The sequence below is a fragment of the Actinomadura sp. genome (genome assembly GCF_044508335.1).
Classification (GTDB): domain Bacteria; phylum Actinomycetota; class Actinomycetes; order Streptosporangiales; family Streptosporangiaceae; genus Spirillospora.
Window position 1 is genome coordinate 1 of the sequence record NZ_JBIQHY010000114.1, and the last position, 22,367, is coordinate 22,367.

Genomic DNA, 22,367 nt, shown 5'->3' on the forward strand with positions numbered 1-22,367 from the left:
CTGGGCATCCGCGTGCTGGGGGCGCGCTACCGGTTCCCCGGCAGCCCCAAGGCCGCCCTCGGTGCGGCCGGACGCGCCTGGTGGCGGAATGCTCATTGGTCGTTGATGTTCACGTCCCGGCCGGCTTGGTTCAAGCGCCCCTGCCCGGACGCGGTGCCGGTGATCTGGGTATTAGTCGCGTTGTCGCCGGTGGACACGATGCCGTCGCTGGTGGCGTTGCCGCCGATGTCGACCGACCGCTGGCCCGGCATCGCGTCGGGCCGCTCGTGGGGGGCGCGGCGGGCCAGGATCATCCCGTACACCGCCAACACCAGCCCGGCGATCCCGACCACCGCGCCGATCACCCCGACCACGTCGACCCAGTGGAACCCCCGCACCGCGAAGTACACGATCAGCCCGATCGCCGATGCGGCCGCGATCAGCCCGCCCGTCCAGGTCAGTATGCGCCCCGTCATGGCCGACATCATCGACCCGCCGCCCCGGCCACAACAGGTCATCCGCCACATCCGCCGCAACCGGACACCGCCCTGACGCCGACAACGGGCGTCTGGTTCCGCGAGAAGGATGGGAGCGCCGTGGCTGGACACGCGGCATACCGCAGGACGCGGACGCCGCATGAGGGGGTGGCCCGCCCTCAGGGCGTCTTCTGGAGCTCCTCGTCCAGGCGGCGGGTGATGTCGGCTCTCAGGGACTTCTTGTCGATCTTGCCTACCTTGGTGGTGGGGAGGGTATCCACCACTTCCAGGCGCTCGGGGAATTTGAAGCGGGCCGCGCCTGCTCGCTCCATGACGTCGTGGACGTCCCGGAGGGTGACGTCGCGGTCGGTCACGGCGTAGAGGCAGACGCGTTCGCCCAGGTCGGGGTCGGGCATCGCCACGGCGGCGGCCAGGGTGACGCCGTGGATCTGGTAGGCGAAGTTCTCGATCTCCTCCGCCGAGATGTTCTCCCCGGCCCGGTTGATCATGTCCTTGTCGCGGCCCTCGACGACGAGGTTGCCGTCGGGGCGGAGCCGGACGATGTCGCCGGTGCGGTACCAGCCGTCCTCGGTGAACGCGCGCGCGTTGTGCTCCGCGGCCCGGTAGTAGCCCCGCGGGGTGTAGGGGCCGCGGGTCAGGAGGAGGCCCGGGGAGCCGGTGGGCACCGGCCGGCCCGCATCGTCCACGACCAGGATCTCGTCGTCGGCGCATATCGGACGGCCCTGGGTCGTGCAGATGACGTCTTCGGGGTCGTCCAGGCGGGTGTAGTTGAGCAGGCCCTCCGCCATGCCGAAGACCTGCTGGAGGGTGCAGCCCAGCGTGGGACGGACGCGGCGGGCCACCTCGTCGGCGAGGCGTGCGCCTCCGACCTGCAGCACCTCCAGCGAGCTGAGGTCGCGGTCCGGGTCGGCCTGGCGGTGGTCGATCCAGCGCTGGGCGATGGCGGGGACGACGGACGTGGCGGTGACGCGCTCGCGTTCGATGGCGGCGTAGGCGTCCTCGGGACGGTGCGAGCCCATCACGGTGCGGCCGCCGCAGAGCAGGGTGCCGAGGAGTCCGGGGCACGCCAGCGGGAAGTTGTGGGCGAGCGGGAGCGACGCGTAGTAGACGGTGGACGGTCCGAAGCCGGAGACCTCCGCGCTGCGCCTGGCGTTGTAGACGTAGTCGTCGTGGGTGCGGGCGATGAGCTTGGGGAGCCCGGTGGTGCCGCCCGACAGCAGGAAGAGCGCGACCGAGCGGCTGTCCGGACGGTAGGAGTCCACGGCCGCGCGGGGGGCGGGTCCGTCCGGTGCGGCGCACAGCGCGTGCAGGTCCACCGCGCCCGGGGCCGTCGGCTTGCCCAGCACCAGCAGGTGCCGGAGCCACGGGCCGTCCTGCCGGATCGCGGCGGCCATCGCCTGGTGGTCGAAGCCCTTGAGGTCGTCCGGGACGGCGATCGCCACGGCCTCGGCGTGCTCGGCGAGGTAGGCGATCTCGTGCCTGCGGTGGCCGGGCAGCGCCATCACGGGGATCACGCCGAGGCGCAGGCACGCGAGGGTCAGGACGGCGAACTCGACGGTGTTGGGCAGTTGCAGGATGATCCGGTCGTCCGGGCGCAGCCCCAGGTCGGCCAGGCGCAGTGCGGCGGCGTCGGCGCGGTCGGCCAGGTCCCGGTACGTCAGCCTGCGCCCCTCCTCGACGAGGGCGACCGCGTCGGGGCGGGCGTCGGCGACCGCGAGCACCTCGTCGCCGATGGTGCGGCCCCGCCAGTAACCCTGCTGGACGTAGCGCCGGGCCGCCTCCTCCGGCCAGGGGACGACATGGTCGGATGTCCGGCTGGGACGTGTCGTTTCAGGCATGGTCTTCCTCCTGGCGGACGACGACGGCGTCCAGGGCGATGAGTCCGTCGGTGGTGAGCCGCAGTGGGTTGATCTCGATCTCGGCGACGTCGGGGCTCGCGGCCAGCGCGGCGGACAGCTTCGAGACCAGCACGCCGAACTCCCGCTGGTCAAGGACGGGTCCGCCGCGCCATCCGCGCAGCAGCCCGCCCGCCGCCAGGTCGTCCGGCATGGCCGCGGCGGTCGCCGGGGCCACGGGGGCGAGCCTGATCGCCACGTCCGCGAGGGCCTCGGCCGCGGTGCCGCCGAGGCCGGCGAGGACGACGGGGCCGAACACGGGGTCGCGGCGGACGCCCACGACGAGGTCGACGCCGGCGGGCGCCATGGCCTCGACGAGGACGCGGTCGGCGCCGATGGCGTCCAGGGCGGCGTCGAGGTCGGCCGGGGTGCGGACGTCGAGCCGCACCCCGCCCGCCTCGGTCTTGTGCAGGATCCGCGCGTCCAGCACCTTGACCGCCACCGGCGCGCCGAGGTCGGCGAGCGCCCGGTGCGCCTCCTCCCGCGTGGCGCAGGGGCGGCGCCGGGGGGTGCGGATGCCGAGTTCCGAGAGGAACGTCTTGGCGGCGTGCTCGTCGAGGGGGCCCGCGGGGAGGGCGATCCCGGGCGCGGCCTCCCCGCCGGTGCCGCGTTCCGCGCGCTGCCGGGCGTCGGTCACCAGTGCCCGGACGGCGCCGGCCGCGGCTGCCGGGGTGGTGAGCACGGGCACGCCGAGCTTGTGGAGCCGGGCCCGCTGCTCGCGGACCTCCTCGTCCGGGCCGCCGACGGCGACGACCGCGGGGGCTGCGGACGGCAGGCCGGCCGACTCCGCCGCCGCGGCCAGGTCGACGCTGCCCGGTTCCGTCAGGGCGTAGACCGCGAGCAGGTCGATCCGCTCGTCCGCGGTGACCGCCTCCAGCAGGGCGGGGAAGGTCTCGCCGGGACGTCCGGTGTCCACGGGGTTGCGCTGGAACGTCAGGGGAGGGAGCAGTTCGCCGAGGCGGGCCTGCGTGGCGGCGGAGAATTCGGGGACGCGGACGCCGTCGGCGCGGGTCCGGTCGGTCAGGAGCAGTCCGGGGCCGGCCTGGGCGGTGACGATGCCGAGGCCGGGGTCGGCGGCCGGGCGCAGCCGCACCTTCGACAGGGCGGTGAGCGCGTCGACGAGCTCCCGCTCGTCGTCGACCACCACGGCCCCGGCGTCGCGGACGGCGGCGCGGGCGGTGTGCCAGGACGTGGCGAGCGCGCCGGTGTGGGAGCGGGCGAAGTCGCCGACGTCGGTCCGGCCGACCACCAGGGCGGCGACCGGTTTCACCGCCGTCAGCCGGCGCAGGGCGGCCACCAGGCGCGGTCCGTCCGGGACGGTCTCCAGCTGCAGGGCGACCGCCGTGGTCTCCGGGTCCTCGGCGAGGTGGTCGAGGACGTCGGCGGCGGTGACGTCCAGTCCCGCGCCGATGCCGACGCCGAGGCTGACGCCGTTGCCGGCGGTGGCGAGCTCGAAGGCCAGCGCGTGGTTGACGCCGCCGCTGGCCGCGACGACGGCGATGCCGCCGGAGGGCACCCGGGCCGCGCCGGGCACGAAGCTGGCGGTGAGGCCCCGGCCGGGGGCGATGAAGCCGGAGGTGTTGGGGCCGAGCAGCCGGACGCCGGTCTCCTCGGCGGCGCGGCGGAGGGCGCGCTCGGGCTCCCGGCCGGCCGCGCCGATCTCTCCGAAGCCGCCCGCGCAGACCAGCGCGGCGCGGCAGCCGGCCGCGGCGGCCTCGACGAGCGCGTCGGCGCAGGCCGCGGCGGGGATGCAGAGCACGGCGAGGTCGAGGTCGGCGCCGGTGTGCGCGCGGGCCTGCGCCACGGACGCGAAGACGCCCGCCGCCGGGTCGGGGTCGCGGGTGTTGACGAGCGCCCGGGCGCCGGGGAATCCCGCGAGCGAGCGGGCCATGGCCGCGCCGAGCTTGTTCCCCTGGCGGGAGGCGCCGATCACGACGACGCCGGAGGGAGCGAACAGGGGGGTCAGGTCACCGTTCACGCGGGCCGCCCGGCGGTCTGCGAGCCGACCAGGTCGGCCCGGCCGGACAGCAGCAGCGTCTCGGCACGGTCGTCGTTCAGGGATTCCTCCACGATCAGGGCCGGGACGCCGTGTCCCAGCCGGGCCTGCTCGGCGAGCAGGACCCGGGTGAGCGGGGTCCCGCCGTGCACGGCCACCAGCGGACGCGGTCCGGTGTCCACGGCGGCGGCGAGGCGTCCGAACACGCCGGGCAGATCGGACTCGGCCTCCGGTGCGGCGAGCCAGAGGCCCTGGCCCGCGCCGGCTGCCGTCACGTCCCGCAACGGCACGCGTGCCCCGCCGGGCAGGGCCGCGACGGCGCCGTCCGGGGACGGTTCGACGGTCGCGAGACGCCCGGTGGAGACGTGGGAGCCAACCCTGATCGGCGAGTCCAGCGGTGCCGCGCCGTGCCGCCTGCGCCAGTCGGCCTCGACGTCGGCGACGAAGCCCGGGTCGCGGCGGGCCAGCTTGGACTTGCCGATGCTGCGGGACAGGAAGTGGAAGGCGAACTGGAGCGGGTCGAAGGCGTCGTGGTACCGGCCGAAGTGCTCCCACCAGGCCAGGCTCGGCCGGGCCGAGCCCTGGATCTTCTCCACCGGCGGCTTGCGGGCCGCCTCGTAGGCGGCCAGCGCCGCGTCGAGGTCGCCGGGATGGCCGGCGAGGCCGGCGGCGAGCGCGACGGCGTCCTCCATCGCCATCTTCGTCCCGGACCCGACGGAGAAGTGGGCGGTGTGCACGGCGTCGCCGAGCAGGACGACCTTGCCCGCGTGCCAGCGGTGCGCCCGCCGGGTGCGGAAGTTGGCCCAGCGCGAGTTGTTCACCAGGAGCCGGCGCCCGTCGATCTGCTCGGCGAACAGCTCCTCCAGGTAGCGCCTGGTCTTCTCGTCGCTCGGCCCCGGCGGGCTCGCGGCGTCGAACTCGTCCAGCCCGGCGGCGCGCCAGGTCTCCTCGTCGGTCTCCACGATGAAGGTGCTGACGTCCTTGCTGATCGGGTACCCGTGGACGGCGAACACGCCGTGCGGGCCGCGCTGGTGGACGAACGTCAGCCCGTCGAACATGTAGTCGGTGCCGAACCAGATGAACTTGGCGGTCGCGACGTCGACCTCCGGCCGCAGCTCGGCGGCGAGGCGCTCGCGGAACCGCGAGTTGGTCCCGTCCGCGGCGACGATCAGGTCGTAGTCCGCCAGCTCCTCGGGGCCGGAGACCTCGGCGCCGTAGCGCAGGTCGACGCCGACCTCGGTGGCGCGGGCCCGCATCAGAGCGAGCAGCGTCCTGCGGTGGATCGCGGCCATGCCGTTGCCGCCGCAGCTGATCCGCTCGCCCTTCAGCCGGACCTCGATGGAATCCCAGTGCCGTCCCTGGTCGGCCAGCGCCTCGCGCAGCACCGGGTCGGCCCGGTGGATGCCGGCGAGGGTCGCGTCCGAGAACACCACGCCGAACCCGAACACGTCGTCCGGCCGGTTGCGCTCGAAGACCGTGACCTCCACCGAGGGGTCGGCCTGCTTGATCAGCGTCGCGAAGAACAGCCCTCCGGGGCCGCCTCCCACGCACGCGATCCTGGACACCATGGGATACCTGCCTCCTGTCGAAGATCCCCGTACGGTCGTACCCGGCGAATCCGCCGCGCCGCCGATCCTTGCTGGTCGTCGCCGGTCCGGACGGTCGCCGGGGCGGCGACCGTCCGCGCGTCAGGCGGGCATCGTGACTCCCGCCTCGGCGGGGATCGCCGCCTTCTCCTTCGCGGGCAGGAACAGCACCAGGGCGGCGCCGGCCGCGGCCGGGATCGCGAAGGCGTAGAAGTTCCAGGACACGTCGACCTCCGCGGCCAGCAGGTACCCGCCGAACGTCGGGCCGAGGATGGCGCCGAGGCGGCCGATCCCGAGCGTCCACCCCAGAGCGGTCGCCCTGACCTGGGCGGGGAAGTGCATCGCCACGTAGGCGTTGACCATGATCTGGGTGCCGACGGTGCCGAAGCCGGCGACCGCCACGAGCGCGTACATGACCGGCTCGGCCGTGGTCTGGCTGAGCAGCGTGATGGAGACGGCCGCGGTGAGGAACGCGGCCCCGGTCACGGGCTTCATGCCGAGCCGGTCTCCGAGCGGCGCGACGAGGATCGTGCCGAACACCGCGCCGGCGTTCATCACGACGAGGAACAGCAGCGAGCCGGACAGCGGGTAGCCCGCCGACTTCATGATCTGCGGCAGCCAGGTGTTGAGGCCGTACACCAGCAGCAGGCCGAGGAAGCTGGTCAGCGCGAACAGCAGGGCGGGCAGCAGGTGCCGGCGTTCGAACAGCTCGGCGAGGTGCCCGCGGGACGGTCCGGACGCGGCGGGCCGGGCGGCGGCGCGGGCCTCGGCCGCGTGGCGGCCGCGCGCGGCCAGGAAGCTCGCCGACTCCGGCAGCAGCCGCCACAGCACCGGGACGAGCAGCAGGGGGAACGCGCCCGTCCAGTACATGACGCGGAAGCCGTGGTCGGGCATGAGGTTCATGGTCAGGACGGCGGCCAGGACGCCGCCCACCGAGTACCCGGAGAACATGATCGCGTTGTTGAGGCTGCGCCGGTCGGCCCGCGAGTACTCGGCGGTGAGGGCGACGGCGGTCGGCATGACCCCGCCGAGGCCGAGGCCGGCGAGCAGCCGGCACGCGCCGAACCAGGTGGGGCTCGGTGCGAGCGCGCAGCCGATCATCGCGATGGAGAACCAGGTGACGCCGATCATCAGGACCCGGCGGCGGCCGATGAGGTCGGTGACGGCGCCCGCGACGAGCGCTCCGGCGAGCATCCCGATCAGCGCGTAGCTGCCGATCGCGCCGGCCTCCGTCTTGGTCAGGCCCCAGTCCTCGTACTCCAGGAGGCCGGGGAGGGTCGCTCCGTAAACGATCAGGTCGTAGCCGTCAAAGACGATCACCGCGAAGCACAGAGCCATGACGGTCAGCTCGGTGCGCCGGGCGATGCGCGCAGGTGGTGGGCTCATGGCCGCCTCCCTCTTTCGATCCGGCCTCTTTCGATCCGGGAAGGATGGCCAGGAGTATGTGTCAATCTCAGGACGTACGTCAATAGAATGAAACTAATTAGGGGAAAGCCCGCCGTGGCTGCGCCACGTCGTCGGTCACTCCGGCGACGGCCGCCGAGCATGAGATAGTCGGTGAGCACGCGTCGACAGGAGGAGCCCGCCGGTGAAGCCCAGGTCCGTGGTGTTCGATCTCTTCGGCGACTACGTCCGGTACCGCGGAGGGTCCGCGCGGATGCGCACGCTCAGCACCCTGATGGGCTGCTTCGGCATCGGGGAGAGCACCGTGCGGGTGGTGCTGTCCCGGCTGCGCAAGGAGGGCTGGTTCGACGCCCACCGCCAAGGCCGCGAAAGCGTCTACTCGCTCAACCCCCGCAGCCTGCGCCTCCTCGACGAAGGCCGCTCACGGATCTTCGACCGGGTCAGAGACGACTGGGACCGCACCTGGCACATGGTCATCTACTCCGTCCCCGAAACCGACCGCGCCGTCCGCGACCGCATCCGCAAAGAACTGGCCTGGCTCGGCTTCGGACCCCTGGCCCCCTCCACCTACATCTGCCCCCACGACCGCGTCCAGCAAGTCCTGGAGAACTTCGCCGACCAACCCGCCGTACGACTCGACACCCTGCGCTGCCAATCCCGCGGCCTGCCCATCGACCGCGACATGGCCGCACGCTGCTGGGACCTGGACACCCTCAACGACGACTACCGCGAGCTGCTCCGCACCTACCGCGGCCGGCTCCCCTCCTACCGCGCAGGGCACCTCAGCCCCCGGGAAGCGCTGATCGAACGCATGCGGCTGACCTACGACTACCGGAAGTTCCCCTTCCGCGACCCCGACCTGCCGGTCGAGCTGCTCCCGGCGGGCTGGGTCGGCCGCGAGGCCCACGAGATGTTCCTCGAAGCCCACTCCCTGCTCGGCCCGCCCGCCGAGCGCTTCTATGACGAGGTCGCGGGCCTGTCCGACCCGGCGGCCTAGCATCCCTCGGCGCCATATGTGTAAAAATATGGACGGACGGCGTACAGTTGACACACATCGCGTCCCTTCGTGCCGGTGACCGGGCCCGAGCCCGCGGACCGCCCGAAGGCGCGACCTCACGAGCACGACCGCAGAGGGGGCCCGAAGCCATGACGCCCACCCATCCGAGCCCGGTGCGCATCGTCGCGACCGACGGCGACGGCCAGCCGGCGCGGACGCCGGAGCTGGAGGCGCTGTACCGCGACTTCGAATCCGAATCGCTGATCCCCCTGTGGACCGAGATCGGCGACCTGATGCCGCCGTACCCCCGGTCGAGGGCACTGCCGCACCTGTGGCGCTGGAACCGGCTGCTGCCCATGGCCGAACGCGCCGGCGACCTCGTCCCGGTCGGCCGGGGCGGGGAGCGGCGCGCGATCGCGCTCGCCAACCCCGGGCTCGGCGGCCGCCCCTTCGCGACCCCCACGCTGTGGGCCGCGATCCAGTACCTCAATCCCGGCGAGGACGCGCCGGTGCACCGGCACACGCAGAACGCCTTCCGGTTCGTCGTCGAGGGCGAGGGCGTGTGGACCGTCGTGGACGGCGACCCCGTCGCCATGCGGCGCGGCGACTTCCTGCCGCAGGCCGGATGGCACTGGCACGGCCACCACAACGTCACCGACGAGCCGATGGCCTGGATCGACGGGCTCGACATCCCCTTCCAGTACTTCGCCGACTCCACCTTCTTCGAGTTCGGGCCGGACGAGGTGGAGACGCGGGAGGCGCCCGAGCGCTCCCGGTCCGAGCGGCTCTGGGGGCACCCCGGCCTGCGCCCCCTCACCCACCTGACCCCGGCACCGGCCACGCCGCTGCTCGCCTACCGGTGGGAGCACACCGACCGGGCCCTGTCGGAGCAGTTGGCCCTGGAGTCCGAAGGGCACCGGGCCACGGTCGAGCCCGGCCACGCCGCCGTCCGTTACACCAACCCGACGACCGGCGGCGATGTGATGCAGACCCTCCGGACGGAGTTCCACCGGCTCGCACCCGGCACGAGCACCGCCCCGGCCCGCGAGGTCGGCTCCTCGGTCTTCCAGGTCTTCGAGGGCTCGGGCGAGGTGACCGTGGGCGAACGCACCTGGACCGCCGAGCGCGGCGACCTGTTCGTCGTCCCCTCCTGGCAGGAGCTGTCGCTGGCGACCGAGACCGGAATCGACCTGTTCCGCTTCAGCGACACCCCCATCTTCGAGCGGCTGCACCAGCACCGCGCCACGACCTCGGAGACCGCCCAGTGAAGATCGCGACCATCCGCACCGCCGAGGGAACCCGCGCCGCCCGTCTCGACGACGGCGGCTACGTCCCGCTCGACGCCCCCGACGCGGGCGCGCTGCTCGAACGCGAGGGCTGGGCGGACGCGGCGGCGGCCGCGTCCGGCGACGCCCTGGGCCCGGACACCGCGCTCGCGCCCGTCGTGCCGCAGCCCCGCAAGATCCTCTGCGTGGGGCTCAACTACCGCAAGCACATCCTGGAGATGGGCCGCGACCTGCCGGAGCACCCCACCCTGTTCGCCAAGTTCGCCGAGGCGCTCATCGGCCCCGCGGACGACATCCAGCTCGCTCCCGAGTCCTCGGCCGTGGACTGGGAGGCCGAACTGGCGCTGGTCATCGGCCGGACGGTCCGGCGCGCCACCGAGCGCGAGGCCGCGGACGCCATCGCCGGGTTCACCGTGATGAACGACGTCACCATGCGCGACTGGCAGTTCCGGACCCGGGAGTGGCTGCAGGGCAAGACCTTCGAGGGCACCACGCCGCTCGGGCCCGTCCTGGTCACCCCCGACGAGCTGCCCGGCGGCGTCCGTCCCGCCCTCTCCATCACCTGCCGGGTCAACGGCGAGGAGACGCAGAGCGCCGACACGTCGGACCTGGTCTTCGACCCCGTCGACCTCGTCCGGTACGCCTCCACGATCGTCACCCTGCGGCCCGGGGACGTCCTGGCCACCGGCACCCCGGGAGGCGTCGGGCACGCCCGCAAGCCGCCGCGCTACCTCGCCGGCGGCGACACCGTCGTCACCGAGGTGGAAGGCATCGGCCGCCTGGAGAACACCGCGAGGACGGCATGAGCCCGCGCGGCTGGACGGACCGCGGCACCGCCCTCTTCCTCGCCACGCTGGACGGCCTGACCGACGACGACCTGTCGGCGTCCACCCGCCTGCCCGGCTGGACGCGCCGGCACGTCGTCGCCCACGTCCACGGCAACGCCGAGGCGCTGCGCCGCCTGCTGAGCTGGGCCGCGACCGGTGAGGAGAACCGGATGTACGCGGGACCGGACCAGCGCGCCGCGGAGATCGAGGAGCTGTCGGCGCTCCCCGCCGGCGACCTGCGCGCCCTCGTCCGCCAGTCGGCCGGCCGGCTCGCCGCGGACATGGACGCGCTGCCGGCCGGCGCCTGGCAGAACCAGGTGGTCACCGCTCAGGGCCGCACCGTCCCGGCGACGGAGATCCCCTGGATGCGGGCGAGGGAGGTCTGGGTCCACACCGTCGACCTGGACGCCGGCGTCACCTTCGCCGACCTGCCCGACGACCTCAACGCCGCGCTGGTCGCGGACGCCGCGGCCAAGCAGGCGGCCAAGGGCAACGCCGCCCCCCTGGCCGAATGGCTCACCGGCCGCACCCCGCACGCCCCCGCCCTGTCCCCCTGGCTCTGACGCTGGAGCGCCGTTGTGCGGGCCGTTGCCGCCGTTGCCGCCGGCTGGGTGACCGTGCATAGTACTCCAGCCGCACTTGGAGATCTCGGTCTGATCGAGGCCGGGACGTGAGACGGCCACCGCTGTGATCGTGTGGGTGTGTTGGAACCAGACGATCGGCGGTGGCCGTGCCGCCCACTGTTGCGGGCCCGGTCGTATCTGCTGGGGCTGTTGAGCGCCCTGGAGCGCAAGAACGGCTGGTCGCTGGCGGAGTTCGCCGGGGACGCGCGGCCGGACGGGATGCAGCGGCTGCTCAACCACGCCCGATGGGACGCCGACCAGGTGCGGGACGCGCTGCGGTGGCAGGTGGCCGAGCGGCTCGGCGACGCCGACGGGGTGCTGGTGGTCGACGACACCGGGTTTGAGAAGAAGGGCCGCCGCTCGGCGGGTGTGCAGCGCCAGTACACCGGCACCGCCGGCAAGATCACCAACTGCCAGATCGGGGTGTTCTGCTCGTATGCCAACACCGACCGGAAGCGGGTTCTGATCGACCGGGAGCTGTATCTGCCCGAGTCCTGGTTCGCCGTCCCGGGCCGCCGCTACCCCATCCACAGGGTGTCGATGATGCGCAGCGTCTCAGCCTCGTCGTCGACCCAGCAGCGTGAGCATGCCCTCGCCGTTCGGGCCGAAGAAGCGTGTCTGATGGCTGTCTGGCCTGGCCGTTCAGGCACCGCGTCCCACGGCGTTTCCAAGAGGTCGAGGAGGCGCTCAAGTAGTAGGCCGTGACGGACTTCGTTGGGGAGCCCGTTCAGCTCGTACAGCGCGCGTCCGTGGAAGCCGTCCCAGCGGTACGTCACACCCGGCCTTCCCAGCCCGGAGGGGTGTAGCGGACGAAGCTGTCCTCCCTGCCCTGCAGGGCGTCCTGCACCGCCTCTTCGTAGCCGGGACGGCCGTAGGCGATGGCCCGCAAGCGCCACTGCCGCAGCAGGGTTTGGACCTGCTTGAAGCGCGCCAGGTCGTGAGCCGCGTCGAGCGCCTCGTCGTACTCGGCTCGCATGTTCAAGATCGTCTTTGTACAGCGTTCGGTCGTGTGAGGTAGATCCCAGGGCGTCACGTTTTTGCCAACTTCCGCTGGCAATCAATGTAGGTTAGCCTTGCCTAACTGTGGAAGACGTGATCCGACCTCAGACGGGTTGGGCGCCGTTCTGGCGTTCGGAAACGCTGTCGCAGCGGGGCGATGCGCCGGCTCTGCTCGCCGGTGGCGAGCAGGTGTCGTACGCCGAGCTCGCGCGCCTGGTGGACGCTGAGGCGGCCGCCTGGCCGGGCGGCGGCGAACGGCGCTTGGTGCTGGTGGAGCTCGAGGCCACCGTCCCGAGCATCGTCAGCTACCTCGCCGCGCTCAACGCCGGGCACGTGGTGCTCCTCGCAGCACAGGGCCGGGCCCAGCACCTGATCGACGCCTGGTCCCCTGACGACCTGGCGAGCCGCAGGGACGGCACCTGGGTCGTCACGTCAGCGGTCCCGGACGGCCGACACGACCTGCACCCCGATCTGGCCCTGCTGCTGTCCACCTCGGGGAGCACTGGTTCGCCGAAGCTGGTCCGGCTCTCCCGGGAGGGGGTGCAGGCGAACGCCGCCGACATTGCGGAGGCGCTCGGCCTCGGCCCGGCCGACCGGGCCGTGACCACCCTGCCGCTGCACTACTGCTACGGCCTGTCGGTGCTGCACTCCCATCTGCAGGTCGGCGCGTCGATCCTGCTCACCGACGGCTCGGTCGTCGACCCGGAGCTGTGGGAGGCGATGCGGGCATTCGGCGTGACCTCCCTGTCCGGCGTGCCGCATACCTTCGACCTGCTCGAGTCCTCTGGGGCGCCCACGGCCTCGGTGCCCTCGTTGCGCCTGGTCACCCAGGCCGGCGGGCGGTTCGACCCCGCTAAAGCCCGGGCCTGGGCGGCGCGCGGCCGCCGTGAGGGGTGGGACCTGCGATTGATGTACGGGCAGACCGAGGCCACCGCTCGGATGGCCGTCTCGGCGCCCGGACGGGCCCTGCAGGAGCCGGCGTCGGTGGGGTCCGCCATCGGAGCCGGCCGGTTCACCGTGCGCGACGGCCGAAGCGAGCTTCCTGCGGGCCGGGTCGGCGAGCTGCACTACGCCGGGCCCAACGTCATGCTGGGTTATGCCGAGGCGCCGGACGATCTCAGCCGCGGCCGTGACATCACGGAGCTGGCGACCGGCGACCTGGCCCGGTTGCGGCCCGACGGCACGGTGGAGATCGTCGGGCGCCGCTCGTCGTTCCTCAAGATCAACGGCGTGCGGGTCGACGTCGAGCGGGTGGAGCAGCTTCTCGCCGCCGACGGGCTCGCCGCGCTGGTCGGCGGGACGGACGAACGGTTGCTCGCGCTCGTGGTCGCCGATCAAGGCGACGACGACGCTCTGGCCGAGCGGACCAGGCAGATGCTGGTCAAGGCGACGGGCCTGCCCCACCACCGCCTGTCCGTGGCCGCGGTCCCGGCCCTGCCGCGGCACGCCAGCGGCAAGCCCGACCGCGCCGCCATCGGGCCGGCGTTCGACCTGATCGGCGCGGCGGCCGCCGACCGGCCCGCCGGGTCGTCGACCGCGGCGCTCGTGGCGCTGTACGCCGAGTTGCTCGCGCGGCCGGACGCCACCGCGGATTCGACGTTCGTCGACCTCGGCGGCGACTCGCTGTCCTACGTCGAGCTGTCCATACACCTGGAGGAGCGGCTGGGCGCGCTGCCCGCGGACTGGCCGCAGCGCCCGATCCGGGAACTGTCCACGGACGCGCCGCGGAGGCGGAGCCGGTTCGCCCGGGTGGACACGACCATCGTGCTGCGCGCGCTCGCGATCGTCGCGATCGTGGGCTCGCACACGCACGTGTTCCGCGTCCTCGGCGGCGCGCACATCCTGCTCGGGGTGGCGGGCTACAACTTCGCCCGCTTCGCGGCGAGCGCCCCGGCCGCGCGCGAGACGTGGCGCCGGGTCTGGACCACGGTCGCGCGCATCACCGTCCCCACGTCCGTCTGGGTCGCCGCGGTGGGGCTCGCGACGGGGACCTACTCCGTCGCGAACCTGGTCATGCTCAACTGGATCTTCGGCAGCGACCGGTGGTCGTCCACCTGGCGGCTGTGGTTCATCGAGGCGCTCGTCTGGAACCTGCTGGCCTTCGCGGCGCTGCTGAGCGTCCCGGCCGTCCGGCGGCTCCATGCCCGGGCCCCGTTCGCGCTGGCCGCCGGGGTGGCGCTCCTCGGCGCGACCGCCCGGCTCGACTTCGTCGACCTGACGTCACCGCCCGGTCGCGGGACGGCCCCGGCCGTTCTCTGGCTGATCGCGATCGGCTGGGCCGCGCAGGTGGCGTCCGGTCGCCGCCAGCGCCTGCTGCTGAGCGTGCTGATCATCGCCACGTTGCCCGGTTTCATGGACAACGCCGTGCGCGAGGCCACCATCGGCGCGGGACTGCTGCTGATCGTCTGGGTGCGCACACTGCCGGTGCCGCGTCCGCTGGTACCCGTTCTCGCCGTCCTGGCGGGCGCGTCCCTGTACGTGTACGTCACCCACTTCGAGGTGTACCGCTCGACCGACTGGGCGCTGGTCAACTTCGGACTCGCCCTCGGGATCGGCCTGCTCGCCTGGTCGGCGGCCACCCGGCTGACCGCCCGGCTCGGCAGGCGGCTCCATCGAGACGGCAGCGCGGCTGCGGCGGACCCCGAACCCCTTCCCTCGACTCCACAGGAGGCCCTTCGATGAACCGACGTCTACGCCAAGCCCCCGTGGTCGGAGCGGCCCTGGTGGTGATGGCCCTGGCCACCGCATGCGGCTCGGGCGGCAAGGAGGCCGCGCTCGACCCGGACAAGCTCACGATCTACAGCGCGCAGCACGGGGACCTCATGGACGCCTGGGTCGAGGGCTTCACCAAGGACACCGGCATCGAGGTCCAGGTCCGTGAGGGCGCGGACTCCTCGATGGGCAACCAGATCGTGGCCGAGGGCAAGCGCTCCCCCGCGGACGTCTTCCTCACCGAGAACGCGCCGGCGATCACCGTCGTGCAGAACGCCGGCCTGATGGCCCCGGTCGAGCAGACCACCCTGGACCAGGTCGACCCGGCGTTCAGGCCCGGCAGCGGCAAGTGGGTCGGGATCGCGGCCCGCTCGACCGTCCTGGTCTACAACCCGGGCATGGTCTCGGAGGCCGATCTGCCGGCGTCCATGATGGACCTCGCCAAGCCCGAGTACGCCGGCAAGTGGGGGGCCGCACCGGCCGGTGCGGACTTCCAGGCGATCGTCGCCGGTCTCCTTGAGGCCAAGGGAGAGGCGGCGACGAGCCAGTGGCTGGCCGGCCTGAAGAAGAACGCGAAGGTCTACCAGAACAACATCGCCACCATGAAGGCCGTCAACGCCGGCCAGGTGCCGATGGGGATCATGTACCACTACTACTGGTACCGGGACCAGGCGCTGACCAAGGACGGCAGCAAGAACACCCGGCTCCACTACTTCAAGAACCAGGACGTGGGCGCGTTCGTCAGCATCAGCGGCGGGGGCGTGCTCGCGTCCAGCAAGCATCCGGCGGACGCGCAGAAGTTCCTGGCCTGGGTCACCGGCCCCAAGGGCCAGGCCGCCATCAGCGCCAGCAAGTCCATGCAGTACGCCGTCGGCAAGGGCCAGCCGTCCGACCCGGCGCTTCCTCCGCTGAAGTCGCTCCAGGCCCCCAAGATCGACCCGTACACGCTCGACGGACCCAAGGTGATCAAGCTGATGACGCAGGCGGGAATCATCTGACCGTGAGCGCAACCAAGGCCATGCCGAAGGCCCGCGCCGCGACCCGCGCTCGCGGAGCACCGGCCGGCGGCTCGTTGCTCGGGGCCGCGGTGCTGGTGACCGCGGTGACGGTGCTCCCGATCGTCGTGGTGCTGGTCACCGCGCTGAGCCAGGGAGGGTCCGAGGTGATCGCCCAGGTCGTCCGGCCGCGGATCGGTGAGCTGCTGCGCAACACGGTCGCGCTGGTCGTCCTGGCCACGGGCGCGTGCGCCGCACTGGGCACCGGCGCCGCCTGGCTGGTGGAACGCACCCGGCTGCCGGGCGCGGGCTGGTGGCGCGCCGCGCTGGTCGCGCCGCTCGCCGTGCCCGCGTTCGTCAACGCCTACGCCTGGGTGTCGCTGCGCCCATCGATGACGGGGCTGACCGGGGCGGTGCTGATCACCACGCTCTCGTACTTTCCGTTCGTGTTCCTGCCGGTGTCCGCGGCGCTGCGCGGGCTGGACCGATCCTGGGAGGACACCGCGCGCTCGCTCGGCCTCGGCCCGTGGCGCGCGTTCGCCCGCATCGTCCTGCCGCAGCTGCGCCCGGCCCTCCTGGGCGGGTGCCTGCTCGTGGCGCTCCATCTGCTCGCCGAGTTCGGCGTGCTCGCCATGCTGCGCTTCCCGACGTTCACCACGGCCATCCTCGACCAGTACGAGGCCGCGTTCGACACCGGCACCGGCAGCATGCTGGCCGTGGTGCTGATCGGCTTGTGCGCGGCGGTGCTGGCCGTCGAACACCTCTGGCGTGGGCGCCGGGGCCACGCACGGATCGGCTCCGGGGTCATCCGACGCCCCGAGCCCCGGCCCCTCGGCTGGTGGTTCACGCCCAGCCTGGCGGCCCTCACCCTGCTGGTGGCCCTCGCGCTCGGCGTGCCCGCGTACAGTCTCGGCCGCTGGCTCGCCGCGCCGACCGCCGCCCTCGACGGCGCCGGCCTGGCCACCGCGCTGGGCTCGACGATCGCCCTGGCGGTGGCCGCCGCGGCCGCCTCGTGCGTGGCCGCGTTCCCCGTGGCCCTGCTGCTCCGGCAACGGCAGACGCCCGTCACCACGGCCATCGAGCGGCTCTGCTACCTGACCAGCTCACTGCCAGGTGTCGTCGTCGGCCTGGCCCTGGTGACGCTCGCCATCCGGTGGCTCACCGGGCTGTACCAGAGCGCGACTCTGCTCGTGGTGGCCTACACGGTCCTCTTCCTGCCCCGTGCGCTGATCTCCATCCGGGCCGCGCTCGCGCAGGCGCCGACCCCGCTGCTGGAGGCGGCACGCGCGCTCGGCGACAGCCCGTGGCGGGCCGTGCGCCGCGTCGTCGTCCCGCTGGCCCTGCCCGGGATCCTGGCGGGCTTCGCCCTGGTCTTCATCGCCACCACTACCGAACTGACCGCGACCCTCCTGCTCGCACCGACCGGAACCAGCACCCTGGCCACCGGTTTCTGGGAGGCGAGCAGCACCCTCGACTACGGCGCCGCCGCGCCCTACGCCGTCACGATGGTGATCCTCTCCGCGCCCATGACCTGGCTCGTCCTGCGCAAGCGGGCGGTGACGCCATGACGCGCCTGGCCGTCACCGGTGTCAGCGCCTCCTACGGCGACACCGAGGTCCTGCACGGAGTCGACCTGGTGGTCGAGAGCGGATCGGCCACGGCCATCCTCGGAGCCTCCGGCTGCGGCAAGACGACCCTGCTGCGGGTGATCGCCGGCTTCCATACGGTGGACGCCGGCGAGGTCCGCATCGGCGAGCGGGTCGTCCTGCGCCCCGGGTACGCGATACCGCCCGAGGGCCGGGGGATCGGCTACCTCTCGCAGGAAGGCAACCTGTTCCCTCATCTGACCGTGGCCGGAAACATCACGTTCGGCCTGCCCCGCCGCAAGCGCCGGGACACCGCACGGGTCGCGGAGCTGCTCGACCTGGTCGGCCTCCCCGCCGGCCTCGCCGACCGCCGTCCGGAACAGCTGTCCGGCGGGCAGCAGCAGCGCGTCGCGCTCGCCCGCGCGCTCGCCCGCCGCCCCGGCCTGGTGCTGCTCGACGAGCCGTTCAGCTCCCTCGACGCCGGGCTGCGCGTCTCGACCCGGCGGGCCGTGGCCGACGCTCTGGCCGCCACCGGCGCGACGGTGCTGCTGGTGACGCACGACCAAGGCGAGGCCCTCTCCTTCGCCGACCAGGTGGCGATCATGCGGGACGGACGGTTCGTCCAGGTCGGGCCGCCGAAGCAGGTCTACTCGACACCGGCGGACCGGACCACGGCCGGCGTGCTCGGAGACATGACCGTCATCCCGGGCGAGGCCCAGGAGGATCATGTCGCGACCCCGCTCGGCAGCCTGCCGCTGGCGGACGGCGGCGCGACCGGACCGGTGGACGTCGCCCTGCGCCCCGAGCAGATCCTGATAGGCGCACCGCGACCCGGGGCCGCCGAGGCCGTGGTCGACACCGTGGACTACTTCGGCCACGACGCCCTGGTCCGGCTCGTCCTGCGGCAAGGCGGCACGCCCGTGCTGGCCCGGGTGCTGGGGGACGAGTCGCCGGCGCTCGGGCAGCTCGTCGGGCTCCAGGTGCGCGGACCGGCACGGGCGTTCACCCGCCCGCACGGCCGGACCGCGGCCACCGAACCCTCCTGATCCGCGAAGCTCCGCGTCCACCGGCGGCACCGCCGGCGGAGGCGGCACCGCCGGCGGAGGCGGTGCGGTCGTCCAGCGCCCCGCCCGCGCGCGGCGGCTCGTCGCCGGGTGCGGGCGGGGGTGGGGCCGGCGACCGCCCGGACGCGGCGGCGTGGCCTCGGGTGCCCAGATCAGGCTTCGCCGAGATGCGGCAGATCACGGATCGGTTCGGCTGAGGATGCGGACGAGACGGACGAGAGCGGCGCGCCGGCCGTCTGGATCGTCGTTGAGGCCGGGCATCAGCATCCGCTGCATCTGGGGGGTCGCGAACCACCATCCGGCCAGGGCGATGACCGCGTAGAGCAGGTCCTGGGGCGGTATCCCGGGGTTGAGGCGTCGTGATCGCTGCGCCGCCGCCAACGCGGCGATCTTGTCGGCGTAGTGGGCGGTCCGTTCGGCCTGGGCCGCCACCGGCTCACCCGCCGGGGTGTGGAGTCCTTCCCAGTGCAGCAGCCGGATGAAGTGCGGGTGCGCACGGTGGTAGTCGAACACTCGCCCGGCATATTCCCCCAGGTCGGACGCGGTCTCCTCGTCCAACGGCACGGCTTCGGCCAGGCGTTCCAGCTCCTTGGTGAGCACGATCGCGAACAGCTGCCGCTTGTTGCCGAAGTAGGAGTAGATCCGCTCCTTGTTCACCCCCGCCTCGGCGGCGATGCGGTCCATCCGGGCCGCCTCCGGGCCCTGAGCGGCGAACTCGGCGACCGCGGCGTCCAGGATCAGCCGCCTGGTCCTCTGTGTGTCCCATGCCATGACCTGAGGATACGCCAAAATCCAACTCGCTGGTTGGACTTCGGCCGGCGCGTGTGGCAAACTCCAACTCGGTAGTTGGAATTCCTCGTACCGGAACACAAGGAGATGTCATGCCCCCGGTCCGCCCACGGCTGGACGCCCCCGCGGCCCCCTCGATTCATCTGCGAGCCCTGTTCACGTGGCTGGCCGTCTACGGCATGCTCATGGTCACGCAGACGCTGCTGGGATTCGCCCTCGGATCCCTCTCTCTTCCCGCGCGCACCCTGGTGGTCACGGGCATCGTCGTTCCCGCGGTCGTGTACGTCGTCGTCCCGGCCATCCTTCGGGCCTACGCGGCGCTCCGCCGCCGCGTAACCAGGTTCAGGTGATGACTGCGCAGGTACTTTCAGTCCGCGGGCACTGTCGCGCGCTGCTGACGGAACTCGCGTGGCGACAGGCCATAGGCGCTGCGGAACGCCTGGCTGAAGTGCGCGGAGTTGGTGAACCCCCACCGGGCCGCGATCGCTTTGATCGTGCGGTCGTCCAGCCGGGGCTCGGCAAGGTCACGGCGGCATCGTTCCAGGCGGCGCTCGCGGATCCAGCCGGCGACGGTGCGCCCTTCGGCCTGGAACAGCTTGTTCAGATAGCGCAGGGAGATATGGTGCGCCGCGGCGATCGCGCCCGGAGTCAGATCAGGGTCGCCCAGGTTCGCGCGGATGAAGGCGTGGATCTGGGCCATCAGCGCTCGCCGCCCGGTGTGGGCCGGCACGACGGCCTGAGCGTCCAGCGCCCCGGCCAGCGCCGCGGTCAGCACATCCACGGTCAGGGTGGACAACCGGGTGGCGTCGGCCGGGCTGAGCTCGTGCATGTGCCGAGCGAGCTGGAGCATGAACTGCGACGTCAGCGCACCGACGCCTTTGGCGCCGGGGATGCCGACCGCGCTCAGCCGCCGCAGGTCCCGGGAGGGCAGTGGCAGCAAGGAGCGCGGGAACCGCAGGAGCAGCACCTGGCTCATCGGTATGTCCGGGGCGAACTCGCCCACATACGGCTGTGAAGGGTCCCACAGCTTCAGGTCCCCGACCCGTAAATCGGCGCAGTGGCCGTCCTGCGTTGCGATGACGCCGCCGCGCACGATGCAGCCCAGCGCGAATATGCCGGGATCTGATCGGCGAATGAGTTCAGGCGTGCGGTGGATCGAGTGCGGCATCGTGGTGATCAGCGTCGCCTGCACGTCGCCGAAGGCGCAAACGTCGATCCGCCCCCGGAACTCTCTCTCCAGTGCCGGCTCGCAGCGCAGATCAAAAGGCACCCAGAGCTTCGAGTGCACCTCATGCCAAAGCGCGAACCGCTCCCCCGCCGGGACCTCGGCGGTGTTGATCACGTCCATGACCCACCACAGTGTTATCGCCGTCGCTGCGGGGACCCGCCCAGGATCGCCCGGAAAGGACTCGAACTCAAGCCACCGGGCCATGCTCATCCCGGCCCGGCAGAGCGGCGGCCCGCACGCCGCCGGGCGTGCGGGCCGTCGCTCTGGCCGCGACTCGGACTCCGTCGGGGTCAGGCCGGCACCTTCTCCCTTTCGACGATGTTGAGGGCCTCCCGGAGGTAGTTGCGGAACACGGGGTAGTTCTCGCTCATCGGGAAATGCCCGATCTCGTCCATCTTGATGAAGGTGGCGTTCTGGATCGCGTCCGCGGTGCGGGCGCTGTCCTCCGGAGTCGTCAGGTAGTCGTACTCGCCGGTGAGCATCACGACGGGGCACCGGTTCCCGTCGATCTCGTGCAGGCGGTCCCGCAGGTCGTGGTCGACGCTGTAGAAGTACAGGTCGCCCTTGAAGGCCTCGGAGCCCTGGGAGTAGTAGAACCACGTCTTCCAGCGGTCGGCCTCCGGCGACTGCGGCGCCATCAGGTCCCACACTCCGCTCGCGCAGACCTGCGCGGCGTTGGCGTGCGGGTGCTGCCACCAGTCGAGGTAGAACCCGGGCGAGTAGTCCGCGCCCTCGACCGACAGGACGCCGGCGAACCGGTCGGGCCGCCGCAGCGCGAGTTGCAGCGCGACGTTCCCGCCGAAGGAGGAGCCCATGAAGATGGGGTCTTCGAGTTCGAGGGCGTCGCACAGCGCGACGATGAAGTTGACGTAGTGGTCCGCGGTGAGGGTGTACTCCTCCTTCCACCATTCGCGGTTCTCCGGCGGGTCGGACTTGCCGTGGCGGGGCAGGTCGTAGGCGATGACGCGGTGGTTCGCCGTGATCTCCTCGTCCTCCAGCAGGCCGCGCCACTGGTGGTTGTGGCAGCCGGCGGTGTGCTGGCAGACCAGCGGCCGCCCGGTGCCGTTCTCGAGGTAGAAGACCTTGTATTCGACGCCGTCGGCTTCGACGGTCACGTAGTGCCCGGTGACGGGGGATACCTTGCTCACTGTGATCTCCTTCCTCAGGCGGGCGATCCGACGACGCGGAGCAGCTCGATCTGCCGGGTGATGCAGCGAAGGTTCTGCATGAGGACCAGGATGTCTCCGTCCAGCCGCATGTCGCGCTGGAAGGTGGCCGCCCAGATCCCGTGGTGCATCGGGGGCGGCACCGGCTGACCGAACCCTCGCCAGGTCTCGGCGCTCGCGCGGATCGCGAACTGGTAGGGGACGTCGAGCGGACCCGGATCCACCACGACATCGGTCACGCGCCCCGACTCGACCTTGATCGCGTAGGTGTGGTCGGTGGCGTCTAGCAGGTAGGTGCAGGTGAAGTACTTCCCGTGGGCCTGGATCTCGGGATCGTCGTTGCTGGCCGCGGCGAAGGCGTCGGCCCATTCCCGGGGCGACACGGCCTTGGTCGGCGCAGTCACAGTCATGTTCGGCGTCTCCTCCCCCACTGGACGCTTCGGCGATATGCAGCGCCGTACCCAGGCTCAAGGAACCCGTTGCCCCAAGAACCCCCAAAATCCGGTCAAATCAGGCGATATGGGTCAGCGGACCCACCTCACGTTGAAGGGAGAGACGGGTCGCGGGGAGCCATCCCGGCGGTAGCGGAGAACGGTGTCACCGGCCGCCCGTTCTTCGTCGAACTCCTCCTCGAAGGCGTTCTCGTCTTCCAGTTTCCGGCTGAGCCACTCATCGAAAGATCGTGACTCGGCGAGTTCCCAGCCTTTGGCGACTTCTATCGCGCCCATCACCGTATCG

20 protein-coding genes and 1 pseudogene are annotated in these 22,367 nt (G+C 72.2%); 10 read left to right on the forward strand and 11 right to left on the reverse strand.

Annotation, left to right across the window (positions count from 1 at the left end; genetic code table 11):
• Positions 1-92: 92 nt before the first annotated feature.
• The 5 genes from ACIWVC_RS28085 to ACIWVC_RS28105 form a co-directional block, all read right to left on the reverse strand.
• Positions 93-455: a hypothetical protein gene (locus ACIWVC_RS28085; protein ID WP_396454789.1), complete on the reverse strand. Its 363-nt coding sequence runs from the start codon at positions 453-455 to the stop codon at positions 93-95.
• A gap of 179 nt (positions 456-634) precedes the next feature.
• A complete protein-coding gene (locus tag ACIWVC_RS28090; protein WP_396445145.1) occupies positions 635-2,314 on the reverse strand; it encodes a (2,3-dihydroxybenzoyl)adenylate synthase in 1,680 nt (559 codons plus the stop codon).
• Positions 2,307-4,349, reverse strand: a complete 2,043-nt coding sequence (locus tag ACIWVC_RS28095; RefSeq protein ID WP_396445146.1) for an acetate--CoA ligase family protein — start codon at positions 4,347-4,349, stop codon at positions 2,307-2,309. Before ACIWVC_RS28095 ends, ACIWVC_RS28090 begins: the two co-directional genes overlap by 8 nt.
• On the reverse strand, positions 4,346-5,935 hold the full coding sequence (locus ACIWVC_RS28100) for an FAD-dependent monooxygenase (RefSeq protein ID WP_396445147.1): 1,590 nt from the start codon (positions 5,933-5,935) through the stop codon (positions 4,346-4,348). Before ACIWVC_RS28100 ends, ACIWVC_RS28095 begins: the two co-directional genes overlap by 4 nt.
• Positions 5,936-6,055: 120 nt before the next feature.
• Complete coding sequence (locus ACIWVC_RS28105; protein WP_396445148.1) at positions 6,056-7,339, reverse strand: MFS transporter; 1,284 nt, start codon at positions 7,337-7,339, stop codon at positions 6,056-6,058.
• Between the two features lie 202 nt (positions 7,340-7,541).
• Between ACIWVC_RS28105 and ACIWVC_RS28110 the strand changes: the two genes are divergently transcribed.
• From ACIWVC_RS28110 to ACIWVC_RS28130, 5 genes and pseudogenes are all read left to right on the forward strand, one after another.
• Positions 7,542-8,354 carry a PaaX family transcriptional regulator C-terminal domain-containing protein gene (locus tag ACIWVC_RS28110; RefSeq protein ID WP_396445149.1) on the forward strand — a complete coding sequence of 271 codons (813 nt, stop codon included), beginning with the start codon at positions 7,542-7,544 and terminating at the stop codon, positions 8,352-8,354.
• 149 nt (positions 8,355-8,503) lie between these two features.
• Positions 8,504-9,622, forward strand: coding sequence for a cupin domain-containing protein (locus ACIWVC_RS28115; RefSeq protein ID WP_396445150.1), 1,119 nt, complete (start codon positions 8,504-8,506; stop codon positions 9,620-9,622).
• Positions 9,619-10,446, forward strand: coding sequence for a fumarylacetoacetate hydrolase family protein (locus ACIWVC_RS28120; RefSeq protein ID WP_396445151.1), 828 nt, complete (start codon positions 9,619-9,621; stop codon positions 10,444-10,446). The genes ACIWVC_RS28115 and ACIWVC_RS28120 overlap by 4 nt, the downstream gene beginning before the upstream one ends.
• Positions 10,443-11,030 carry a maleylpyruvate isomerase family mycothiol-dependent enzyme gene (locus tag ACIWVC_RS28125; RefSeq protein ID WP_396445152.1) on the forward strand — a complete coding sequence of 196 codons (588 nt, stop codon included), beginning with the start codon at positions 10,443-10,445 and terminating at the stop codon, positions 11,028-11,030. Before ACIWVC_RS28120 ends, ACIWVC_RS28125 begins: the two co-directional genes overlap by 4 nt.
• Before the next feature lie 174 nt (positions 11,031-11,204).
• Positions 11,205-11,795 (forward strand): annotated as a pseudogene (locus ACIWVC_RS28130) (transposase); the annotation flags it as partial.
• A gap of 67 nt (positions 11,796-11,862) precedes the next feature.
• Here the strand turns inward: ACIWVC_RS28130 and ACIWVC_RS28135 are convergent.
• The gene (locus ACIWVC_RS28135; RefSeq protein ID WP_396445165.1) at positions 11,863-12,066 is read right to left on the reverse strand and encodes a DUF6247 family protein; all 204 of its coding nucleotides are present in this window, start codon (positions 12,064-12,066) and stop codon (positions 11,863-11,865) included.
• Positions 12,067-12,182: 116 nt separating this feature from the next.
• Between ACIWVC_RS28135 and ACIWVC_RS28140 the strand changes: the two genes are divergently transcribed.
• Genes ACIWVC_RS28140 through ACIWVC_RS28155 form a run of 4 tightly spaced genes read left to right on the forward strand, consistent with a single transcriptional unit; the run spans position 12,183 to position 18,428 of the window.
• Entirely contained in the window at positions 12,183-14,771 is a 2,589-nt protein-coding gene (locus ACIWVC_RS28140; protein ID WP_396445153.1) for an AMP-binding protein, read from the forward strand.
• Entirely contained in the window at positions 14,768-15,799 is a 1,032-nt protein-coding gene (locus tag ACIWVC_RS28145; protein WP_396445154.1) for an iron ABC transporter substrate-binding protein, read from the forward strand. Before ACIWVC_RS28140 ends, ACIWVC_RS28145 begins: the two co-directional genes overlap by 4 nt.
• 2 nt (positions 15,800-15,801) lie before the next feature.
• Entirely contained in the window at positions 15,802-17,364 is a 1,563-nt protein-coding gene (locus ACIWVC_RS28150) for an ABC transporter permease (protein WP_396445155.1), read from the forward strand.
• Complete coding sequence (locus ACIWVC_RS28155) at positions 17,361-18,428, forward strand: ABC transporter ATP-binding protein (RefSeq protein ID WP_396445156.1); 1,068 nt, start codon at positions 17,361-17,363, stop codon at positions 18,426-18,428. The genes ACIWVC_RS28150 and ACIWVC_RS28155 overlap by 4 nt, the downstream gene beginning before the upstream one ends.
• Before the next feature lie 195 nt (positions 18,429-18,623).
• Here the strand turns inward: ACIWVC_RS28155 and ACIWVC_RS28160 are convergent, their stop codons facing one another.
• Positions 18,624-19,217 (reverse strand): TetR family transcriptional regulator, encoded by a 594-nt coding sequence (locus ACIWVC_RS28160; protein ID WP_396445157.1) that lies wholly within the window; start codon positions 19,215-19,217, stop codon positions 18,624-18,626.
• Between the two features lie 110 nt (positions 19,218-19,327).
• Here ACIWVC_RS28160 and ACIWVC_RS28165 point away from each other — a divergent pair, with 110 nt between their 5' ends.
• Positions 19,328-19,585 carry a hypothetical protein gene (locus tag ACIWVC_RS28165; protein ID WP_396445158.1) on the forward strand — a complete coding sequence of 86 codons (258 nt, stop codon included), beginning with the start codon at positions 19,328-19,330 and terminating at the stop codon, positions 19,583-19,585.
• A 17-nt stretch (positions 19,586-19,602) separates the two neighbouring features.
• Here the strand turns inward: ACIWVC_RS28165 and ACIWVC_RS28170 are convergent, their stop codons facing one another.
• The 4 genes from ACIWVC_RS28170 to ACIWVC_RS28185 all read right to left on the reverse strand — a co-directional run.
• Positions 19,603-20,583 carry a helix-turn-helix domain-containing protein gene (locus ACIWVC_RS28170; protein ID WP_396445159.1) on the reverse strand — a complete coding sequence of 327 codons (981 nt, stop codon included), beginning with the start codon at positions 20,581-20,583 and terminating at the stop codon, positions 19,603-19,605.
• A 170-nt stretch (positions 20,584-20,753) separates the two neighbouring features.
• Entirely contained in the window at positions 20,754-21,611 is an 858-nt protein-coding gene (locus ACIWVC_RS28175; protein WP_396445160.1) for an alpha/beta fold hydrolase, read from the reverse strand.
• A gap of 14 nt (positions 21,612-21,625) precedes the next feature.
• Positions 21,626-22,039, reverse strand: a complete 414-nt coding sequence (locus ACIWVC_RS28180; protein WP_396445161.1) for a hypothetical protein — start codon at positions 22,037-22,039, stop codon at positions 21,626-21,628.
• 114 nt (positions 22,040-22,153) lie between these two features.
• The coding region (locus ACIWVC_RS28185; protein ID WP_396445162.1) for a hypothetical protein at positions 22,154-22,367 on the reverse strand (214 nt) is incomplete at its 5' end.